The sequence below is a fragment of the Streptomyces sp. SP18BB07 genome (genome assembly GCF_036322545.1).
In the GTDB taxonomy this organism is placed as follows: Bacteria; Actinomycetota; Actinomycetes; order Streptomycetales; family Streptomycetaceae; genus Streptomyces; species Streptomyces deccanensis.
This window is the reverse complement of sequence record NZ_JAQYWT010000350.1, coordinates 1-19,675: the sequence shown is the minus strand read 5'-3', so window position 1 is coordinate 19,675 and position 19,675 is coordinate 1. Positions and strand designations below refer to the sequence as shown.

Here is a 19,675-nt window from a genome sequence, read left to right as displayed (position 1 = left end):
CCGCAGGGGTCCGAGACCCGAGCTGACGGTCCGCCTCGCTCGCAGTCGCCCCACCGAGCCGCCCCTCGCTCCCCCTTCCGCGATCGTCTACGTCTCGAAGGATGACCGTTCGATGAACTCCAGCAGCCCCCGGAGAAGGTTCGCCCGCATCGCCGTCGCGAGCGTGGCGCTGACAGGTCTGCTCGCCGCGTGCGGCGGTTCGGACTCGGGCGACGACGGTTCCTCCGGAGCCACGGGCCCGGTCACCCTCCCCTTCTGGGGCTGGGCCAACGGCCAGGAGACCCTGGTCAAGTCGTTCAACGCCGCTCACAAGGACGTCCAGCTCAAGTACACCAAGGTCACCGACCAGCTGACCATGCAGAAGCAGCTCAGCAACGCGGTGAAGGCGGGCAACGCCCCCTGTCTGGTGCAGAACACCGCCGAGTACGTGACGACCTGGGTGTCGCAGGGCGCGCTCGCCGACATCACCGAGTACGTCGGGTCGAGCGCGGACAAGTTCAATCCCGGCGCGTGGGCCGGTGTCCAGGTGCAGGGCAAGGTCTACGGCGTGCCCACCAGCTCGGCGCCCGCCTTCACGATCTACCGCACGGACGTCTTCGAGAAGTACGGCCTCAAGGCGCCCGCGACCTGGGACGACTTCATAGCCGCCGGCAAGGTCCTGAAGAAGCACGGCATCCACATCACCAACTACGCGGGTGAGGACCCGAGCACCCTGGAGGTGCTGGCCATGCAGGCCGGCGCCCACTGGTACGCCATCGACGGCGACTCCTGGAAGGTGAACTTCCAGGACGAGGGCAGCCTGAAGGCGGCCGACGTGATCCAGCAGATCATCGACGGCGACCTCAACTCCAAGCTCTCCTTCGCCGACTACGCGGCCGTGCAGCGCAACTACGACAAGGGCGGCACGGTCACCCGGCAGATCTCCACCTGGCAGATGGCCGGCATGGTGCAGAACTTCACCGACTCCTTCGGCAAGTGGGCGCTCTCGCCGTGGCCGACGTACAAGGGGGAGGCCGCGAAGACTCCGGCCGGCACCAACCAGAGCGGTGGCATGAACCTGGTCACCGAGCAGTGCGAGCACAAGAAGCAGGCTGCGGAGGCGGCGCTCTGGCTGTCCACGGACCCCGGCGCGGTGAAGTCGATGGCGAGCCCGGAGACCGGTAGCGGTGTGATGCCGGGTCTGGCCGACAGCGACTCGTTCGTCGCGGAGGCGATCTCCGAGAAGCTGCTCGGCGACAACTACGCGCCGGCCGAGAAGATCGTCACGGACAGCCTGGGCACCGTGACCACCGACTGGGTCTACGGCCCCAACTGGACCGCCATGTTCACCGAGCTGCAGAGCGAGTGGGGCAAGGTCGTCAGCAAGGAACAGAAGGTCACCGACCTGCTCGCCCACATGCAGGAGTGGACGGTCAAGGACCTGAAGTCACGCGGCATCAACGTCAAGGGCTGAGGCATCTTTCGATGATTCGCTCCCAGCGCTGGAAGGGTGCCGCGTTCACGGTGCCCTTCCAGCTCGGATTCGTCTTCCTCTATCTGCTGCCCATCGGGTACGCGGTCTACGAATCGCTGTTCCAGGAGAAGCGGTCCGGGCTGGGCCTCGGTGGCGCGACCCGGGAGTTCACCGGGTTCGACAACTACCAACTGGGCCTGACCGACTCGGCGTTCATGGGATCGATCCTGCGGGTGGTGCTGTTCGCCTGCGTGCAGATCCCGTTCATGCTGCTGGTCAGCCTGGTCCTGGCGCTGTTCCTGGACGCGCTCACCGCGAAGGCCGCGAACCGGTTCCGGATCGTGCTGCTGGTCCCGTACATGATCCCCGGCGTGGTCGCGGCGATCGTGTGGATCAATCTGTACAGCCCCGCCGTGGGCCCGCTGACCCCGATGGGCGACTTCCTCGGGTTCGACTGGAACTTCTTCGCGCCCTCGATGGTGTGGCCGTCCATCGGCAATCTGCTCACCTGGCACGGCATCGGCTACAACATGGTGATCATCTACTCGGCGCTCCAGGGCGTGCCCCGCGAGCTGTTCGAGGCGGCCCGCCTCGACGGCGCCTCCGAGATCCGGGTCGCACTGAGCATCAAGATCCCGTTCGTACGGGCCGCGTTGGTCCTGACCGGTCTGCTGTCGATCATCCAGATGCTGCAGCTCTTCAACGAGCCGGCGCTGTTCCGGAACATCACCCCCGAGACCGTCGACGGCAGCTTCACCCCCATCATGATCATCTACAACCAGGCGTTCAACTCGGGCAACTACCAGTACGCCGCCGCCCTGTCGGTGCTCCTCGCCCTGATCCTCGGCGCCGCCTCCCTCGTCTTCTACCGGCTGACCTCGAAGGAGGTCGACTGATGGCCACGACCACCACCGACTCCCCCAGCACATCGGCGAAGTCGGCCGAATCGGGGAAGTCCGGCATGCCTCCCGTACGGCGGATCGCCGGCCCCGGCCCCGCCTCACGCGGGCGCGGCGGCCAGCGCTTCATCCTGCTCGGCCTGATCCTGGCCAGCGTCTACAGCCTGTTCCCCGTGTGGTGGCTGATCGTCGCCGCCACGAAGGACCAGGTCGGGCTGTACCAGAGCAACGGCCTGTGGTTCTCCGGCATGCACCTCTGGGACAACCTGCACCAGCTGTTCACCTACGAGGGCGGCATCTTCCTGCGCTGGACCGCCAACTCGTTCCTGTACGCGGGTGTCGGCTCCCTCGGCGGCACGTTCATCGCGCTGGCAACCGGTTACGGCCTGGCCCGCTTCGACTTCCCCGGCCGGGGCGTGGTCTTCGGGGCCGTGGTGGGCTCCTTCCTCATCCCCATCGCCCTGCTCACGCTCCCGCTGTATCTGATGTTCTCGAAGATCGGCCTGGTCGACACGCCCTGGGCGATGCTGATCCCCTGCCTCATCAACCCCTTCAGCGTGTATCTGGCGAAGGTCTACACCGAGGCGACGATCCCCTTCGAACTGCTGGAGGCGGCCCGGATCGACGGCGCCGGTGAGCTGCGGATCTTCTTCAGCATCGTGCTGCGGATGATGACCACGGGCGGGGCGACGGTCTTCCTGCTGGCCTTCGTCAACACCTGGAACGCCTTCTTCCTGCCCCTCACCGTCCTGCGCGGCGAGGAGAACTGGACCCTCAACCTCGGCCTCTACAACTGGTCGGGCAAGCGTGCCGAGTCCGGCATCGACGTGACCAGCCTCGTCCTGACGGGCGCGCTGCTGTCCATCGTCCCGCTGGCGATCATGATGACCGCGATGCGCCGCTACTGGCGCACGGGCGTCACGCTGGGGGCGCTCAAGTGACCGCCGACGTGAACCCGGCCGAGACCGTGACCTCCGGCGTGAACCCGGCCGAGACCGTGACCTCCGGCGTGAACCGGGCCGAGGGCGTGACCGTGGCCCGCAATCCGGTCATCCGTGGCTTCGCGCCCGACCCCTCCCTGATCAGGGTCGGCGAGTGGTACTACGTGGCGACCAGTTCGTTCGAGTGGTTCCCGACGATCCCCCTGCACCGGTCCAGGGACCTGGCGCACTGGGAGTACGCCGGTCATGTGCGCGGCGCGGTGCCCGGCGACTCGCTGCGCGGGGTCCCCGACTCGGCGGGCATCTGGGCGCCCTCACTGAGCTGGGACGGCGACCGCTTCTGGGTGGTCTACACGATCGTGCGGTCGGTCGGCACGCGCTACTTCGACCTGGACACGTACGTCAGCACGGCCGCGGCGGTGGACGGCGAGTGGACCGCTCCGCGGCGGATCGCGAGCCATGGCTTCGACCCCGCCCTGTTCCATCACGAGGGCCGGCTCTGGCTGCTCAACATGCAGAGCGACCACCGTCCCGGCGGCGAACGGTTCGCCGGGATCGTCCTGACGGAGCTGGACCGCACCACCCTGCGCCCCGTCGGCGACACCCATCTCCTGCTCCAGCACGACCGGTTGATCGAGGGCCCCAAGCTCCTGATCCGCGACGGCTGGCACTACCTGGTCCTCGCCGAGGGCGGCACCGGGGTCGAGCACGGCGTGCGGGTGGCGCGCAGCCGCGCCCTCACCGGCCCGTACGAACTCGACGACGTGCCGCTGCTGACGACCCGGGACGACCCGAAGGTGCCGTTGCAGAAGGCCGGCCACGCCGAACTGGTCCAGACCCCGACCGGCGAGTGGTTCCTCAGCCACCTCACCGCCCGCCCCCTCCACACCGAACACGGCATCCGCTGCCCCCTGGGCCGCGAGACCGCGATCCAGGCGGTGACATGGGACACGGAGGGCTGGCCCCGACTGCGGCAGGGGGGTTGGCATCCGGAGGTGGAGGTGGAGGTACCGGCTGCGGGTGGGGGTGCTGCTCCGGCGGGGGGTGAGACTGCTGCTCCGGCTTCGGCTCCGGCTGTGGCTTTCGCTGCCGTTCCCGGCGGTGTGCCGGGCTGGCCCTGGAGCACTCTGCGGGCCGAGGCGGATGTCTCGTGGGTCGACACGGCCGCTCGCCCCGGCTGGATACGGCTGCGGGGTCGGCACGGTCCCGAGTCGCTGTGGGACCAGAGCCTGTTGGCGCAGCGGATCACCGAGCACCGGGCGGAGGTGGAGGTCACCGTGGAAGCCCAACCGCGCACCTTCGGCGAGGCCGCGGGGCTGACCCTGCGGTACAACACCGTGTCGTACCTCAGCCTCGATCTGACGTGGGCCGAGCCCGAGGGGGAACCGCAGCGCGGCCAGCAGTGGCGGGGCGAGGGCCGTACGGTGCTCAGTCTGCTGGAGCGCGACGAGGACGGTGCCCGGCAGGTGGCCGTCGTCGAGGTCGAGCCGGGCCGGCCGATCACCCTGGGGGCGAGCATCGACGACGCGGAGGCCCGCTTCTGGTACCTCCGCGAGGGCCTGCGCACCCCCATCGGCCCGCCCCTCGACTTCACCCACCTCTCCGACGACTACGGCTCCAAACTCCGCTTCACCGGCACCCTGGCCGGCATCCACGTCCAGGACCTGGTCGCAGCGGAGTTCACGGCGGACTTCAGCGGATTCCGGTTGGTGTGCGGGGCGGAGTGCAGTGGTGACGGCTGATACGGGGGTGCGCGCCGCGCCCCGCACTCCACCGCGGGTGTCGCATCGAAGATTTTGCCGAACGCAGGCAGAGCTAATTGGAGCGCTCTCCCTGTGATTCGTCGGGTCAGTCCCGTGTGATGGACGAACACCCTGCGTCTTGCGTGGCTCTCTCGTATGGTGAAGTGGCGGATCGCACGCCTTTGCAGAGTAGTTGGGGGGACTCCTCATGCCACAGGAGCCGTGGGCCGGTCTGGCGGATGCGATCAGCGCCGTACGTGCGGAGTTAGACCTAGCCATGGACGATGGCCGGGGTCATCGCGTCGGTTTCCGCACTGGGCCGGTGGAGATGGAGTTCGCCGTAGATGTGCGGAAGGACGGCGAGGCCCGCGCCAGGGTGATGGTCTTGCCATGGAGCGCGGAGGCGAAGGCCGGGTACGTGGCCGGAACGACAAGTCGGTTGAAGATCACTCTGCAGCCGGTCGATCAGGACGGTGCCGACCAGAAGATCAACGCCGATTCCGAGGAGCGCCCCGAATAGCGGGCCTGGGCCCCTGGGAGAGTGCATGCACCTGCAGCGGGTGGTGGAGGTGTGGAACCCGACCTCGAAGAAGGTCGGCACGGGTTACCTGGTTGCAGATCATCTGGTGCTGACGGCGCACCACAACGTGTCGCGCAGTGATGCCGGGGGCGATGCGCGGGTGGAGATACGCCGGCTGGGGCTGAGCTCGGCAGAAAACCTGCCATGGGTGGCGGCCAGGGTCGTGTGGCCCGCCGAATCGCCCGACCTGACCGCAGATCCGGGAAGCGACGCGGCCTTGTTGCTGATCACCGGTGAGGGATGGCAGCCTCCCGACTGTCCGCCAGTGACCTGGGGTCGCCTGGCGCCGCCCGGTGAGGGCCGTGGACGGGTGGACTGTGTCGCAGTGGGCTTTCCGCAGGCCGAGGCGAGAGACGGCCGCCGTGACACTAAGGAGATTCGCGGGCACATCGAAGCTCTGACCGGGTTGAAGTCCGGCTTGATCCACGCGCATGTGGACCAGGTCGCGACCCCCCACGGTGGCTCCACAGCCTCGCGGTGGGCGGGAACTTCGGGTGCGGCTCTGTTCTGCGGCGCCACTCTGGTGGGGATCCTTGTCGTAGACCGGGCCCAGGACTACCCGGCCACCCTGCTGACAGCCGTACCCGTGGCGGGACTGGCCGCGCGTCCGGGCTTCACCACGACGATCAAGGCCACGGGCGGTGCTCTGACTCTTCAGGAGGTCACGTCCTTCGTGGGGCACGCTCCCGCGTCCGCCTACGCCGTCGAAGCCCCGGCCGGGCTGAACAATCTTCCCGACCTGCCCTCCCGATTCTTCGTGGGACGCTCCGAGGCCCTGCACGAGCTCGCAGCCGCCCTCAACCGTGACTCCCAGGCGATCACCCAGACGGTCCACGGCCTGGGAGGTGTGGGCAAGAGCACTCTCGCTCTGCACTACGCCCACACCCATCTGGACACCTACCGGCTCGTGTGGTGGATCCACGCCGATACCCCTGACCTGATCACCGCCGACCTGGCCGCGCTGGCCGGCCGACTGCGTGGTGGCCGTACCGGCGACCTGACCACACCACAGGCGGCCGACTGGGCGGTGGGATGGTTGCAGGCCCACCCGGGGTGGCTCCTGGTCCTGGACAACGCGGAACACCCCAGCTCTCTCGTCACGCTGACAGGACAACTCCGGCACGCGGGGCGGCACCTGATCACCAGCCGTTACACGGAAGACTGGCCCACTGAACCGCTCGCCCTTCCTGTCCTGGCTGAGGACGCGTCGCTCGAGCTTCTGACCCGGTTCACCGGGCTGACTGATCCGGCTAACCAGGGCCAAGCCCGTCTGTTGGCCGAGGAACTGGGTCACCTGCCCCTTGCCCTCGAGCAAGCAGGGGCCTTCATTCGGCAGAGCAAGCAGTCTGTCAAGGCGTACCGCGACCTGCTGCACGAGCGCACTGCTTACACCGTCGACATCCCCGCGGACCACACCCGGCCCGAACGAACCATGGCCCGCATTTGGCGTGTCACCCTCGACGCGTTGGCCGAACTGGACCCTCTGACAGTACGCATCCTGCGCGTTGTCGCATGGTTCGCCCCCAGACCGCTGCCCCGCGATCTGCTCAGCCGACTCGCCGACAATCCAGCCCGTCTGACACGAGCCCTTGGTCTCCTTGGCGCCTACAGCATGATCACCCTCGAGTCCGACACCCTTGCAGTCCATCGCCTGGTGCAGACCATTGCGCGCACCCCGGATCCCGCGTTCGGGACACTTGCCCACCTCGACCCCGATCCACACCGCGCACCGGACGCCATCGAGACCGCCCGCCGTGATGCCGCGGTCCTCCTCACTGACGCCCTACCTGAAGATCCCCAGGCCAACATCGCGGGGTGGCCGCGCTGGCGTGCGCTCCTCCCGCACATCCAGGCGCTCGCCGACGCCACCGAGCCCACCCAGGACACCGCAGCCATAGAGTGGATGCTCTATGAATCCGCCGTGTTCATGCTGAACCAGGGCTTGATCGACCCAGCGAGAATTCACGCCGAACGCTCGGTGGAATCCGGGACCCGCATTCGCGGAGCTGACCAGCCCCAAACCTTCGCCTCCCGCCTGCTCCAGGCCAGCTTGCACGAGCACACCGGGGACCTGGACCGGGCGATAGAATTGGGGGAAGCGGTTCTGGCCGACATCCAGCGGGTGTTGGGCCCCCACTGTCCCGAAGCCATGGCAGCGCGCAACAACCTTGCGACCGCCTGCCAGAGGGCAGGGAAACTGGGCCGGTCGACTGCTCTGTTTGAGGCGGCTCTCGCCGAGGAGGAGCGCGTGCCGGGGGCCGACCAGCAGCGCATCCTGATCGCTCGAAGCAACCTTGCCGGCTCTCTTCGCGACGCGGGGGATCTGGAGAAGGCAATTGCGCTCTACGAGACCACTCTCGCAGAACTGGAGCGGACGCTTGGCACGGACCACCCCGCAACCCTGAGCGTCCGCAGCAGGTTCGCTTTCGCGTGCGAGTTGAGCGGAGACCTCAGCCGGGCGATCTCGCTGTACGCGACAACGACGGACGATTCCGAGCGGGTGCTGGGAGCCGACCACCCGGACACCCTTGCGGCTCGGGACGGTCTCGCGGGCGCGTACGAGTCGGCAGGCGACCTAGGCCAAGCGATCCCCCTCTACGAGGAACTACTCGGCGTACGCCTCCGTGTGCTGGGCGCCGATCACCCCGACACACTCACCAGCCGCAACAACCTGGCCTATGCCTATGGGGCGGCAGGGGATCTGGCGCGTGCTGTCCCGCTGCACGAGTCGACGCTGGCTGATCAAGAGCGGGTGCTGGGAGCCGACCACCCTGCCACGCTGTCTTCCCGCAACAACCTGGCCTGCTTGTACGAAGACCTGGGCGATCTGGACCACGCGGTTTCCTTGTTGGAGACGACGCTGGCCGACAGGGAGCGAGTGCTGGGGACCGACCACCCCCACACTTTGGACTCCCGCGAGCTCCTCGCCTGCGCTTACGCTTCGATGGGGGATCTGAGGCGGGCTGTCCCCCTGCATGAGGCGAATCTGGCCGATCGTAAGCGGGTGCTGGGAGCCGACCATCCTGCCACGCTGTCGTCTGTTGCCAATCTGGCCAAGGCCTGCGGTTCTGCGGGGGATCGGGGCCGCTCGATCTCCCTCTACGTGGCCACGCTCGCCGACTGCGAGCGGGTGCTGGGATTCGACCACCCCGACACGCTTTCCACCCGCAACAACCTGGCTCACGCCTACCAGGCGGCTGGGAGTCTGACTCGGGCGATTCCGTTGTTCGAGGAGACACTGGCCGACAGCAAGCGAGTGCTGGGGGCCGACCACCCTCGCACGTTCAATAGTCGCAGCAGCCTGGCCGGTGCCTACTTGACGGCGGGGGATCTCGGTCGGGCGATTCCTCTGTTCGAGGAGACGCTGGCCGATCGCAAGCGGGTGCTCGGGGTCGACCACCCCGGCACGCTTTCCACCCGCATCGATGCGGCCCGCGCCTACCAGGCGGCGGGGTACCTTGCGTGGGCGATTCGGTGCTTCGAGTCGACGCTTGCTGATCACGAGCGGGTGCTGGGTGTCGACCATCTCAACACACTCACCGCGCGTAGCCACCTCGCCTGCGCTTACCACGCCGCGAAGGATCCGGTGAGGGCCATCCCCCAGTACGAAGCAGCGCTAGCCGGTCAGGTGGACAAGCTGGGCACCGACCACCCCAGCACCCTGTGTACCCTCAACAATCTCGCCGGCGCGTACCAAATCACAGGAAACCTACCCCAGGCCATTTCGATGTACGAGGCGGCCTACGCGGGGTGTGAGCGGGTCCACGGTGTCAATGCCCCTCTGACGCGGGCCGTTCGAGGCAATCTGATCGGTGCCTACCTCGAGCGGGCCCCCCTTTGGCCGATGCCCTGACGACAGCTCGCTCAGGGATACTTCCTCTAGCGAGTGACCAGGACCGATGCCGTCGGCGGACACTTGAGCCCTGCCCCGGCGCCAGCCGACCAGCCCGGGGCGGGCCGCGGACCGCCACAGTCCGTCGGCCGTCGGCGTGCTGCGGTTGTGGACGTGCCGCAAATGCCCTGTCCGAAGTGCGCTGTCGGCTCACCCTCGCGGGCGGCTCGTCCAGCCCTTCAATTCGGTCGGCCCGGCCTTCACGTACGAGGACGTCAGCGTCCTCGACCTGGGACTGACCGGCAAGGAGGTCCCCGCCACCGTCGGCGCAGGCGACAGGCTCCGCTTCGTCGCCGACGTGGGCGAGTTCAACGTGGCCCAGTGCCTCTTCTACCTCGCCCCGGTCTCGACGGAAACCCGGTAGGCGGTACGGGCAGCAGCGTCGCCTCGCTCCCCCAGCACGAGCACGCGGGGCCTCGGCCGGTTTCCCGCTTGTTCGAGGTTTCGAAAGTTTTGGCTGAAGGGGTCCTCTGAATCCCTGCTTCTTCCCGCCGTGTTGAGTTGGGCTTAACGTAGGAAGCGCTTGCTACGCGGCTCGGGACCCGGTCGTGTGCGGAGCGCTGTTCGAAAATTTCACCGGCCCTCGGGACGGGCCCTGAGAGGTGGAGTCGCGATGGTGCGTGGCGGGAGCGCGACGGCCGGGCCGACGCTGGCGGTGGTGGCGCGCGAGGCCGGGGTGTCCGTGCCCACGGCCTCGAAGGTGGTCAACGGCCGGGAGGACGTGGCCCCCGAGACCAGGCGCCGGGTCACCGAGGCGTTGGACCGGCTCGGCTATGTCCGCAGACCCCGGTTCGAGGCGTCGAAGCCGCCGCGCATGGTCGACCTGGTGGTGCACTCCCTGGAGAGCTCCTGGTCCGGCGCCGTACTGCACGGCGTCGAACAGGCCGCCCACGACGCCGGCCTGGAGGTCGTCGTCTCGGCCGGCCTGACCCGGACCCGGGGCGCCCGGCCCGAACGCGGCTGGTTCGACAAGCTGACCGCCCGCGGCTCGGCGGGCGTCCTCTTCAACCTCGCCGAACTGTCCCCCGCCCAGTACTCCTGGCTCACCCAGCACCGCATCCCCTTCGTGCTGATCGACCCGGTGCTGGAGCCGCCGCCCGGCGTGGTCTCCGTGGGTGCGGCCAACTGGCAGGGCGGCACGACCGCCACCGACCATCTGGTGTCCCTGGGGCACGAGCGGATCGCCGTGATCGCCGGGTACCGGCGCAAGATGTGCAGCAGCGCCCGGGTCGCGGGCTACCGCTCGGCGCTGACGGCCGCGGGCCTCCCGTACCGGCCGGAGTACGTCCGGTACGGCAACTTCATGGAGGCCACCGCCCGGCACCGCATGCTCCAGCTGCTCGACCTCCCCGAGCCGCCGACCGCCGTGTTCGTCTGCTCGGACAAGATGGCCCTCGGTGTCTACGAGGCGCTGGCCGAGCGGGGGCTGCGGGTGCCTGACGACATCAGTGTGGTCGGTTTCGACGACCTGCCCGAGGCCCGCTGGGCGACTCCCGGCCTGACCACCGTCCGCCAGCCGCTCTCGGAGATGGCCCAGACCGCGCTACGGCTGCTGGTGCGGATGATGGAGGGCGACCAACCGGAGGGCACGCGCACCGAGTTGTCGACGCGGCTGGTGGAGCGGGCCAGCACGGGGGCGCTGCGCTCGGCCTGAGCCGGTGGGGCCGGGTGCGCCGGGGTTCGGCGAAGTGGGTGTGCGGAGGACCTGAGTTCGGTTGAACCCTCCCCTCCCTGAGGGGAAGGGGATTCCTGGCTCAGGCCGCCTCCTGGAGCAGCGCTCCAGGAGGTCTTGCGCCATCAGCACCAGCCGGGTTGAGACCTGCCCGGACGAGCATGACGCGGGCGGAGTTCTTGTCCCGTGGGGACACGTTTCCGCACGCGGTGCAGGTGTAGGTGCGCTCACCCAGCGGCATTGCGTGCTTGGCTCTCGCATCGCAGTGCGCGCAGTCCATCGTGGTGTACGCGGGGTGGACGAGGCGGATGTCCCGCCCGTGCTTGCGGCCCATCTCGATCAGAGCGGTCTTGGTGGCGCCGATGGCGGCGTCGGCGGCCTTGCGGGCCATGGTCGTCCTGGCCAGGAACTTGGGGCGGAAGTCCTCGACGGCGATGGCGTCGTGGTCGCGGACCACCTTCTTGGCCCACTTGCGAGCGGTGTCCTCTCGCTGCCTGGCGACCTTCTTGTGCGCCTTCGCCCGCAGTTCCTTCGCCTCGCGGTAACCCTTCGACCCGGGCTTCCCCTTCTCCGGCCTGCGGCGGGCCATCATCCGGTCGTACCGGGTCAGCTTCGGCCGGGCCTTCCCGCCGTGCCCGGCGTGGGGCAGGTCGTGCGCGTCGGAGGTGGTGGTCGCGGTCTCCTTCACGCCCCAGTCGACGCCGAGTACACGGCCGGTCTGGGGCAACGGCTGGACCTGGGCGGGGACGACGAACGAGGCATACCAGTGCCCGAGGCTGTCCTGGTACACGCGCACCGAGGACGGCTCGGTGGGCAGGTCCCGCGACCACACCACTGTCACGACGATGCCGCCCGCCAGATGCAGCCGGCCGTCCTTCTGCTGCTGGACGACCGACGAGCCCTCGCGCAGCCACGGCGTACGGGCGCGGGCCTCGGTCAGCATCCTGTCGAGCTGAGCCGGGCCGCACGTGGCCTTCTCGCCGGTGGCCTTGTTGTGCAGGTGTACGGCCCTGGACTTGGCGACGCATTCGTTCCACACCCAACGGCATCGGTCCCACTCCGCCGCCAGCGCGGTACGGGCAGTGGACGACACACGCAGCCGGTACGTGTACCGGGCATGCCCGGACTCCGCAGCGGCCGTCACCTGCGCCATCTCGCCCCCTCACGCTCCCCGGCCGGGACACCGTGCCGTCCCGAACCCTGCAAAGGACCATATGTACGACAGCCGCACAAGCACCCCACGATCCCGCAGCCACCACCCCGACCAGCGACGACAGGCACACGCCTTCGCATCACCTCAGCGATACCGACAGCGGTACGGGCGCTCCGCACCTGAACCGGATGCGGCGACACTCCGCGTCACGACAGCCGGATGCGATTCCTCCCCCGGCGTGAACGCCGGGGCCTCCTCGCAAGAAACAGGTGAACGGTTGGCGTCGTGGGATCGTACGCATAGGGATGGCCTACCGGGTGTCCCGGCGGTCCCGCGGCCCTGGGCCCACTCCGCACCACCAGCACTGAGCTCCACATGCTCCACACGGAAGGACCTTCGGGTTGTCGCACATACGCTCTCCGCAGCTTCCGGGACCGACTCCGGCACCGGACGACGACAAGGCCCCGGAGGACTCCGCCCCTCCGAAACGGGACGCGGCCGCAGAGACCGAGCAGGTCGTGGAGACCGAGCAGGTCGTGGAGACCGAGCAGGTCGTGGAGACCGAGCAGGTCGTGGAGACCGAGCAGGTCGTGGAGACCGAGCAGGTCGTGGAGACCGAGCGGGAGAAAGCGGGCGAGGGAACGCGCGAGGCACGAACGGCCGAGGCGGAAACGGCCGAGACCGAGCCGGAGCCGGAGAAGTCCGAGGAGCAGCCGGGGGCCAAAGCGCCCGCTCCCGAACCTCCGTCGGGCAGGGAGCCCGATGCTGATCCCCCTTCCGAGCCCGCACCCGATCCCGAGCCGGAGCCGCAGGCCGAAGCCAAGGCCGAGCGGGAGCCGCAGGCCGAGCCCGCCCCCAAGCCGGAGTCCGGGCCCGACCCCGAACCGCAGCTCACCGCATCCCCCTCCCCTTCCCCCTCCCCCGGCTGGCGTTCGCGGCACCCGCGGGCCGCTCGCGGTGTCGCCTGGGCCGGGACCGGGCTGGCGCTCGTGCTCGTGCTGTTCGCTCTCGTCGTGCCGAACGACATCACGGAGCTGGACCCCGGCCGGTTCCTGCGGATTCCGGCGGAGGGCATCCTCGTGGCGGGCCTGCTGCTGGTGCTGCCCGCGAAGGCGCGCCGCGTGGCGGTCGTGGTGGTCGGCGTGGTGCTCGGTCTCCTGGTGATCGTCAAGGCACTGGACATGGGGTCGTACTGGACCCTGGACCGCCCGTTCGACCTGGTGCTGGACTGGATCCTGCTGGACGACGCGCAGTCGTTCATGAAGGACTCGCTCGGTGGGGCGGCCGCCCAGGCCGCGACCGTCGGTGTGATCGCGCTCGCGCTGGCGCTGCCCGTGCTGATGACGCTCGCGGTCGTACGGCTGAGCAGGCTGATGGTGCGCAACCGGCACACCGCGAGCCGGACCCTCCTCGTCCTGGGGACCGCGTGGATCACCTGCTCGACGCTGACGCTGGAGATATCCGACGTACCCGTGGCCTCGCACAGCGCGGCCACCCTCGTGGAGAACCGGATCGAGGCGGTCAGCGAGGGGCTGAAGGACGGCGAGGCGTTCCGCAAGCAGGCCGCGGTGGACGCCTTCGCCGACGTACCGCCGGACCAGCTCCTGACGGGGCTGCGCGGCAAGGACGTACTGATCACGTTCATCGAGAGCTACGGCCGTTCCGCGATCGACGACCCGCGGATGGGCGAACCGCTCGGTGAGACCCTCACGCAGAAGACCCAGGAGCTGAAGGACGCCGGCTTCGCCTCGCGGAGCGGCTGGCTGCGCTCCCCCATCACGGGCGCCGGCAGCTGGCTCGGGCACTCCACGTTCCTGTCCGGCCTGTGGATCAAGAACCAGTCGCGGTACAACAACCTCGTCGCGAGTGACCGGCTCACCCTCACCGAGGCGTTCCGCCGCACCGGCGCCTGGCGCACCGTCGGTATCGTGCCGGGCACCCAGAAGACCTGGCCCGAGGGCAAGTACTTCGGGCTGGACCACATCTACGACTCCGACCAGCTGGGTTACCAGGGGCCGAAGTTCAGCTGGTCCACCATGCCCGACCAGTACACGCTGAAGGCCTTCCGGGAGCTGGAGCATGGCAGGAAGGACCGGGAGCCGATGATGGCGGAGATCATCCTGACCTCCAGCCACAACCCGTGGGCGCCCATCCCGAGCACGATCCCCGAGGAGGAGATCGGTGACGGCTCGGTCTACCACTCCCTCCAGAAGGCCGAGGGCAAGGACCCGACGGAGGTCTGGAAGGATCCGCTGGCCGTCCGGGACGAATACCGCAAGTCCATCCAGTACTCGGTGACCAGCATCGTCGACTTCGTCGCGAAGTACGGTTCGAAGGACACGGTGCTGGTCTTCCTCGGCGACCACCAGCCGAACAAGACGGTCACCGGCGACAACCCCAGCCACGACGTTCCGGTGTCGATCGTCGCGCAGGACCCCGAGGTGCTGGAGAAGATCTCCGACTGGGGCTGGACGGACGGGCTCAAGCCCGCCGACTCGACGCCGACCTGGCGGATGGACAAGTTCCGCGACCGCTTCATGACGGCGTTCGGGCCGCAGCAGCCCGGCGGTACGTCCTGAGCGCCCGGGAAAGGCACCGCATGCAAGCCGACTTCCCGGTGTAACGCCGTGCGAGCTCCGGGACCAACATCTCCTGCCGGCCCAGCTGCTTCTCGAAGGGCCGGGCGCGCAGTGACGGCGTGTCCACCACCCTGGAGATGCCCTGCTTTCCTGTGCTGATTCGAGCATGACCGTGGTCGCAGGGCGGCGTCTGCGGCGACCGCAGCTGTCACCTCACGGCCCTTGGCCTCCGGGCCGCCCCGGGGTTCTCCTCCGGGGCGGCCCGGAGGCCGAGGACGGTGAGGTGTTCCGGCAGAGGATCCGCGTGGCCGTGGAGCGTGGACCACGCCCGCGTCCTGCGCGTCGCGCCGCCGGGCTCCTGCCCGACGCACCCGGCGGGCGATCCGGCGGAGGCGGTGCCCGGCGACCCGGCGGACACGTCCCCGGCGATCCCGTGGACGCCCCGTCGGCGATCTAGCGGGTGGCCCCGGTGTGCTCCCGCACAGTCGCCGCCTCGCTCGCAGACGTCCCGGCCCCAGGCTCGGCGTTCTTCTCGGCGAACCCGCGCCGGCCCGGCAGGACCGCGAGGACGATCAGGGTTCCGGCGGCCATGATGATGCCGCCGATGAGGCTGGTCTGGGCGACACCGTGGGCGAAGGCCTGGTGGACGGCGTCCACGAGAGCCTGGGCCTGCTGCGGACCGACGGAGGGATCCTGCGCGACCCGCTCCGCGACGGCCAGGCCACCACCGACCGAGTCCTTGGCGATCTCCATCGCCTCGCCCGGGAGCCGGTTGCCCACGAGGTCGGTCAGCTCGTCCCGGTAGGCCGTGCCCAGCAGCGAGCCCAGCACCGCGATGCCCAGCGCCCCGCCCAGCTCCAGCGCGGTGTCGTTGACACCGCCGCCGACGCCCAGCTCGGACTCGGGGAAGGAGCCCATGATCGTGTCGGTCGCCGGGGAGATGGCCAGTCCGAGCGCGAGGCCCAGCATCATCATCGGCACCAGGAAGTCCCCGTACGTAGAGCCCTTGTCGATCTGGGTGAGCAGGAACATGCCCGCCGTGCCGATGGCCAGGCCGGTCACGACCATCGGCTTCACCCCCAGCTTCGGGGTGAGTATCCCGGTCAGCGCGGACCCGAGGAACACCGCACCGCCCAGCGGCAGCAGCCGTACACCCGTGTCCAGGGCGCCGTAGCCGAGGACGAACTGCAGGAACTGCGTCGCGTAGTAGATCACGGCGAACATACCGAAGAAGAAGAACATCACCGCGAGCATCGAGCCGCTGAAGGGTCGCAGCGCGAACTTGCGGACGTCCAGCATCGGGTGCGGGTGCCGCAGTTCCCAGGCGACGAAGGCGGCCAGACCGGCACCGGCGACCACGGCGGCGGTGACGGGGCCGGTGCCCCATCCGGAGTGCGGGCCCTCGATGGCGGCGTAGATCAGGGAGCCGACGGTGACGATCGACAGCAGACCGCCGACGTAGTCGATCCGGCCCATGCCCTGCGCCTTGGACGGCGGTACCAGGGTGAGCGCGCCGAGCACGGCGAGGAGGGCGATCGGCACGTTGATCAGGAAGGTCGAGCCCCAGGCGTGGTCCTCGAGCAGCCAGCCGGAGACGAGCGGGCCGACGGCTACCGCCACGCCGGAGGTCGCGGCCCAGGCGGTGATGGCCTTGGCCCGCTCGCTCCGGGGGAAGGTCGCGACCACCAGGGACAGCGTGGCCGGCATCACGACCGCGGCACCGATACCCATGATCGCGCGGGCAGCGATGACCAGCGAGGTCTCGTCGACCAGGCTCCCCATCACCGAACCGGCGGCGAAGATCAGCAGGCCCAGTACCAGCGCGCCGCGCCGGCTGTACTTGTCGCCGATCGCGCCCAGCACCAGCATCAGCGCCGCGTACGGAACGGTGTAGCTGTCGACGACCCACTGCAGATCACTGCTGCTCAGGCCCAGGTCGGTGGTCATGTCGGGGGCGGCGACGATCAGCGACGTGTTCGCCATCACCGTGATCAGCAGGCTCAGGCACAGCACGAGCAGCGCCCACCAGCGCCGCGCGTACGGCCCGGTCATCTTCTCCACGGGGGTATGTGCAAGGAAGGACATCAGTAGCTCCTGAGAGGGGGACGGATCGGACGAGCGGAATCACTCAAGGTGGCCATCGGATGGCGTCATGTATTGCTCCGGAGCGCTCAGTGGCTCGGGGAAACCGCCAGTTCGCGCAGGCGTGCGTTGTTCTGCAGCGACCACCGCATGGTCCGCGGCGGGCGCCCGAGGAGGGTTTCCAGTTGGTCGGAGAGGACGTCGTACCGCCCGCCGGCGATCAGCCTGGCCTGGATCCTCAGGTGCGCCGCCACGTGCCGGGCCGCACCCGGATCGCCCAGGGCCTCCTGCAGGAGGGTCTCGTCCACGAAGGCCTCGTTCCAGGCCTCCACTTCCTCAGGGACGTAGACGACCTGGCGTCCCAGCGCGGCGGCGTAGTCCTCAGCGAACCCGTACATGTCCTTCAGCTCCGGGCCGGTGAGCGCGTAGGACTTCGAGATGTGCGGTGCGGGGTCGACCAGCATCTTCACGCACACCTCTGCCAGGTCGTGAACGGCGATGGGCGCGAGCCGCTGGTCGCCGTAGGGCAGGCGCAGTACACCGTTGCTCAGCGGGCCCAGTTGCATCCAGGTCAGGTGGGGAGACTCGGCGAACAGGGTCGCGCGCACGTTGACGGTCGGGATGCCGGACCAGTCCAGCACCTTCTCGCAGACCCAGTGCGCCCGCTGCTGCGGTGACCAGTCCGTGACCAGTCCGCCGAGCCAGGAACGCCGCTCCTCGTCCGATGCGGTCATCTTCTCGAGCGTCATGTACGACTGCTCGTAGTTGGACAGGTGCACGAAGGCCTCGGTGTCGCCCTGGGCTCGCGCCGCCGCCGCCATCACGGTGAGGGCATCGGCGTAGTACGGCTGCGCGCTCATGCTGAAGTAGATGCGCCGGACACCCTTCAGCGCGGCGGCCACGTCCGCGAGTTTGAGCAGATCGCCGACGAAGACCTCGGCCCCGGCCTCGCGCAGCGACTGCGCGCGTTCGTCGTCCCGTCGCACGAACGCGCGCACCGGGTGGCCCTGTTCGAGCAGCATGTCGACCATCACGCTGCTCACGCCACCGACTTGGCCGCCGGCGCCGGTGATCAGAATGGGATTGCGTTCCGTCATTGGTGTGTCCTCCGTCTGGTGGGGGGTGGGTCGGCCGTTCAGGAAGCCGAGGATGTGGAGTCGTCGAGGCGGGTGAGGAAGTCGAAGGGTGGCGTTGACCTCGGCGCGACGCTCCTGCTGCCTGCTTGCGGGCATGACTGAGAACCGTCTGGAAACTGATCAGTTTCCAGACGGGAAATCAGATCGGTTTCCTCACCGATGAAGGTGAGGCGGGTGGGTGGCGGGCTGAGGTCTCAGGGCCTCTGGAGGGCCGCGTCGGTGTCCGCGGTGGCCAGCATCCTGTTGATGTCGGCGCCGGCCAGTGCGCCGGCCGCTGCGGAGGCCCCGACCTGGGCGACCAGATCGGTGGCGTTGCCGGCCACCCACACACCCGGCACCTCGGTGGCGCCGGCGATGCCGGAGGCGAAACCGCGGCCCGTCGGCAGGTCCTGCACCGGCAGGCCCAGACCTTCCAGGCCCCGGGTGCGGGCCTGCATCGGCGAGGCGACCGCGACGACGCGGCGGGCCACGATCTGGCCGTCGGCCAGGCGTACGCCGGTGAGGGCACCGTCCTCGTCGTTGACGACCTCGACGACCGGGGTGTCGATGACGCGGATGCCGCGGGCGGCGAAGCGGGCGCGGCTGTCCTCGTCCAGGTCGGTGCCGTGGGTGAAGTAGGTCAGGTCCTCGGTCAGTTGACGGAACAGATACGCGTGGTTGATGGAGGCCGGGCCGGTGGCGAGGATGCCGATGGGCTCGTCGCGCACCTCCCAGCCGTGGCAGTACGGGCAGTGCACCACACTGTGTCCCCAGTGCTCGGCGAGCCCGGGCACCTGTGGCAGCACATCCTTCAGGCCGGTGGCCACCAGGATGCGGCGGGCGGTGATGCTGCGGCCGTCGGCCAGGGTGACGGTGAACCGCAGGTCCCCGTCCGCCGACGGGGCGGCGGACTCGGCCGAGACCACCTCGCCGTGGATGACGCGTCCGCCGTACTGGCGCACCTGCTCCCGGCCGCGTCGAAGGATCTCGGTCGGCGGGGTGCCGTCCAGGGCGAGCAGCCCATGCACGGCCTCCGCGGGCGCGTTGCGCGGGGAGCCGCTGTCGATCACGACGACCGAGCGGCGGGAGCGGGCGAGGATCAGTGCACCGTTCAGCCCCGCGGCGCCCCCACCGATCACCACCGCGTCGACGGTCCCCTCGGCCAGCGCGTCGCTCTCGTACGCAGGAGCCGTCGCAGTCATGGCCTCCTGCCTTTCCTTGTCAGTCATGGTTCGGTCGACCCTTCGAGTTCTGGGTGGCGGGAGGGGGCAGTCGCTCAGGAAGCCGAGGATGTGGTCGGCGGCCGTCTTGGGCTGTTGTGGAGGGTCCGGCCCCGATTTGCTTGGGACGTTCGTGATGTACAGCACCGTTGTTTACTGAACAGTCCGAAACCTAAATGGTTCTGTACTGGGTTGTCAATTACGGCGGGTCGGCTTTACCTTCGATGCATGGCGAGACCACGAAGCTTCGACCGCGACCACGTCCTGCATGCCGCGGAGCGGCAGTTCCGCGCTTCGGGCTACAACGGCACGAGCGTCGACGACATCAGCGCCGCCACCGGCCTGGG

The 19,675-nt window shown here is 68.9% G+C and carries 14 protein-coding genes; 10 read left to right on the top strand and 4 right to left on the bottom strand.

Annotation, left to right across the window (positions count from 1 at the left end; translation table 11 throughout):
* The first annotated feature begins 112 nt into the window (after positions 1–112).
* From PUR53_RS35160 to PUR53_RS35125, 8 genes are all read left to right on the top strand, one after another.
* Positions 113–1,453, top strand: a complete 1,341-nt coding sequence (locus PUR53_RS35160; protein ID WP_329910895.1) for an ABC transporter substrate-binding protein — start codon at positions 113–115, stop codon at positions 1,451–1,453.
* Positions 1,454–1,464: 11 nt separating this feature from the next.
* Positions 1,465–2,349: a carbohydrate ABC transporter permease gene (locus PUR53_RS35155; RefSeq protein ID WP_329910894.1), complete on the top strand. Its 885-nt coding sequence runs from the start codon at positions 1,465–1,467 to the stop codon at positions 2,347–2,349.
* 65 nt (positions 2,350–2,414) lie between these two features.
* Complete coding sequence (locus PUR53_RS35150; protein WP_329910951.1) at positions 2,415–3,293, top strand: carbohydrate ABC transporter permease; 879 nt, start codon at positions 2,415–2,417, stop codon at positions 3,291–3,293.
* 86 nt (positions 3,294–3,379) lie between these two features.
* Positions 3,380–5,035 (top strand): family 43 glycosylhydrolase, encoded by a 1,656-nt coding sequence (locus PUR53_RS35145; RefSeq protein WP_329910950.1) that lies wholly within the window; start codon positions 3,380–3,382, stop codon positions 5,033–5,035.
* Positions 5,036–5,243: 208 nt separating this feature from the next.
* Positions 5,244–5,555 carry a trypco2 family protein gene (locus PUR53_RS35140; RefSeq protein ID WP_329910893.1) on the top strand — a complete coding sequence of 104 codons (312 nt, stop codon included), beginning with the start codon at positions 5,244–5,246 and terminating at the stop codon, positions 5,553–5,555.
* Between the two features lie 25 nt (positions 5,556–5,580).
* Complete coding sequence (fxsT, locus tag PUR53_RS35135; protein WP_329910892.1) at positions 5,581–9,468, top strand: FxSxx-COOH system tetratricopeptide repeat protein; 3,888 nt, start codon at positions 5,581–5,583, stop codon at positions 9,466–9,468.
* Positions 9,469–9,604: 136 nt separating this feature from the next.
* Entirely contained in the window at positions 9,605–9,871 is a 267-nt protein-coding gene (locus PUR53_RS35130; protein WP_329910891.1) for a DUF4839 domain-containing protein, read from the top strand.
* Positions 9,872–10,120: 249 nt separating this feature from the next.
* Complete coding sequence (locus tag PUR53_RS35125; RefSeq protein ID WP_329895866.1) at positions 10,121–11,161, top strand: LacI family DNA-binding transcriptional regulator; 1,041 nt, start codon at positions 10,121–10,123, stop codon at positions 11,159–11,161.
* 100 nt (positions 11,162–11,261) lie between these two features.
* Here PUR53_RS35125 and PUR53_RS35120 read toward each other — a convergent pair whose 3' ends face one another.
* A complete protein-coding gene (locus PUR53_RS35120) occupies positions 11,262–12,332 on the bottom strand; it encodes an RNA-guided endonuclease InsQ/TnpB family protein (protein ID WP_329910890.1) in 1,071 nt (356 codons plus the stop codon).
* 401 nt (positions 12,333–12,733) lie between these two features.
* Between PUR53_RS35120 and PUR53_RS35115 the strand changes: the two genes are divergently transcribed.
* Complete coding sequence (locus tag PUR53_RS35115) at positions 12,734–14,911, top strand: sulfatase (RefSeq protein WP_329910889.1); 2,178 nt, start codon at positions 12,734–12,736, stop codon at positions 14,909–14,911.
* Positions 14,912–15,364: 453 nt separating this feature from the next.
* Here PUR53_RS35115 and PUR53_RS35110 read toward each other — a convergent pair whose 3' ends face one another.
* The 3 genes from PUR53_RS35110 to PUR53_RS35100 form a co-directional block, all read right to left on the bottom strand.
* A complete protein-coding gene (locus PUR53_RS35110; protein ID WP_329910888.1) occupies positions 15,365–16,996 on the bottom strand; it encodes an MFS transporter in 1,632 nt (543 codons plus the stop codon).
* Positions 16,997–17,082: 86 nt separating this feature from the next.
* Complete coding sequence (locus PUR53_RS35105; RefSeq protein WP_329910886.1) at positions 17,083–18,090, bottom strand: NAD(P)H-binding protein; 1,008 nt, start codon at positions 18,088–18,090, stop codon at positions 17,083–17,085.
* 233 nt (positions 18,091–18,323) lie between these two features.
* A complete protein-coding gene (locus PUR53_RS35100) occupies positions 18,324–19,310 on the bottom strand; it encodes an NAD(P)/FAD-dependent oxidoreductase (RefSeq protein ID WP_329910949.1) in 987 nt (328 codons plus the stop codon).
* Between the two features lie 246 nt (positions 19,311–19,556).
* Between PUR53_RS35100 and PUR53_RS35095 the strand changes: the two genes are divergently transcribed.
* On the top strand, positions 19,557–19,675 hold a 119-nt coding region (locus tag PUR53_RS35095), incomplete at its 3' end, for a TetR family transcriptional regulator (protein ID WP_329910948.1).

Coding starts and splice junctions, on each gene's coding strand:
- PUR53_RS35160 (WP_329910895.1), top strand. CDS start 113: ATGAACTCCAGCAGCCCCCGGAGAAGGTTCGCCCGCATCGCCGTCGCG.
- PUR53_RS35155 (WP_329910894.1), top strand. CDS start 1,465: ATGATTCGCTCCCAGCGCTGGAAGGGTGCCGCGTTCACGGTGCCCTTC.
- PUR53_RS35150 (WP_329910951.1), top strand. CDS start 2,415: ATGCCTCCCGTACGGCGGATCGCCGGCCCCGGCCCCGCCTCACGCGGG.
- PUR53_RS35140 (WP_329910893.1), top strand. CDS start 5,244: ATGCCACAGGAGCCGTGGGCCGGTCTGGCGGATGCGATCAGCGCCGTA.
- fxsT (WP_329910892.1), top strand. CDS start 5,581: ATGCACCTGCAGCGGGTGGTGGAGGTGTGGAACCCGACCTCGAAGAAG.
- PUR53_RS35125 (WP_329895866.1), top strand. CDS start 10,121: ATGGTGCGTGGCGGGAGCGCGACGGCCGGGCCGACGCTGGCGGTGGTG.
- PUR53_RS35120 (WP_329910890.1), bottom strand. CDS start 12,332: ATGGCGCAGGTGACGGCCGCTGCGGAGTCCGGGCATGCCCGGTACACG.
- PUR53_RS35110 (WP_329910888.1), bottom strand. CDS start 16,996: ATGTCCTTCCTTGCACATACCCCCGTGGAGAAGATGACCGGGCCGTAC.
- PUR53_RS35105 (WP_329910886.1), bottom strand. CDS start 18,090: ATGACGGAACGCAATCCCATTCTGATCACCGGCGCCGGCGGCCAAGTC.
- PUR53_RS35100 (WP_329910949.1), bottom strand. CDS start 19,310: ATGACTGCGACGGCTCCTGCGTACGAGAGCGACGCGCTGGCCGAGGGG.